This is a genomic window from Streptomyces sp. URMC 127 (assembly GCF_051386535.1).
Classification (GTDB): Bacteria; Actinomycetota; Actinomycetes; order Streptomycetales; family Streptomycetaceae; genus Streptomyces.
Window position 1 is genome coordinate 1 of sequence record NZ_JBPQTW010000443.1, and the last position, 1,354, is coordinate 1,354.

Sequence of the window (1,354 nt, forward strand, 5' to 3'; positions counted from 1 at the left end):
CCCCCACCCCGCACCCCCTGCGCACCACGGTCACCGGCGCCACGAACACCACGCTCACCGCACAGCCCGGCACCACCATCGCCGTGGTGGGCCCGAACGGCGCGGGGAAGACAACCCTGCTCCGAGCCCTCCTGGGCCTGACGACCCGGGCCACGGCAACCACCCTGACCCTCGGCGACAAAGACGTCTCGGCAAACCCCCCGCACCAACGCCACATCTCCTGGGTCCCCCAGGACACGGCCCTCTTCCCCCACCTCACCGCCCTCGCCAACACCGCCTACGGCCTCCGAGCCCAGGGCGTGCCCAAGAAGGAAGCCCACCACCGCGCCCACCACTGGCTGACCCGCCTGGACGTGGCCGAGCTGGCCCACCGCAGGCCCGGCAGCCTCAGCGGCGGCCAGGCCCAGCGCGTGGCCCTCGCCAGGGCCCTGGCGGCCGGCCCCCGCCTGCTGCTCCTGGACGAGCCCCTCGCCGCCCTCGACCAGTCGACCCGCTCCGCGGTCCGGCACACGCTCCGCACGCACCTCGCGGACTTCCCCGGCGTCTGCCTGATCGTCACCCACGACCCCGTGGAGGCGGTCTCCCTGGCCGACCACGTCCTCGTCCTGGAGGACGGCGGCACCGTCCAGTACGCGACGCCCGCCGAGCTGACCCGCCACCCCCGCTCCCCCTGGGTGGCCCGCATGCTGGGGAGGAACGCGTGGCGGGGCAAGGCCACAGCAGAAGGAACCGTGCTCCTGGACGAAGGAGCAAGCCTGATCGCAGCGGACGCCGCCGACCGCACGGCAGCGGGCCTGGCCGTGGTCGGCCCGGAGGCGGTCTCCCTCCACACCGCACCCCCCACCGCGGGAAGCCCCCGCAACGTCTGGCAGGGCACGATCCGCGAGATCACCGCGCACGGCGGCCGCCTGAGGGTCCTCGTGTCGGGCGAGCCGGACGTCGTAGCGGAGATCACCCCGGCGGCGGCGGCCGAGCTGGGCCTGTCGGAGGGCACACCGGTGTGGGTGAGCGTCAAGGCCACGGAGATCACTTTCGTCCCCCTGTAGGGGGTTAATAACAAACCCCCCGGGTAACCCGTACGCCCCACCCCGCGCGCACGCCCACCGCCCGCCGCGGACGATGAACGAGTGACCAGATCCGTACGGGCAGGAGGCCTGCTCACCGCCGCGATCCTGGCGGTCACGGCGACGGCCTGCACAGGCGCCGACAGCGGCGGCGGCACCGGCACCGGCCACAGCGCACGCACCCCGCACCCGAGCGAGAAGGCCACCCGCTCCCAGGACGCGGCCACCGCCCGCCAGACCCTCTCCTGGAAGCCCTGCCCACCCCCCACCCCCGCAGAAGGCGGATCCTC

At 74.3% G+C, this 1,354-nt stretch carries 1 protein-coding gene and 1 pseudogene; both read left to right on the forward strand.

Annotated features, from left to right (window positions below; all coding sequences use genetic code 11):
• A partial coding sequence (locus ACSNOH_RS34785; protein WP_436725444.1) for an ABC transporter ATP-binding protein occupies positions 1–1,046 on the forward strand: 1,046 nt, incomplete at its 5' end.
• A gap of 81 nt (positions 1,047–1,127) precedes the next feature.
• Positions 1,128–1,354 (forward strand): annotated as a pseudogene (locus ACSNOH_RS34790) (hypothetical protein); the annotation flags it as partial.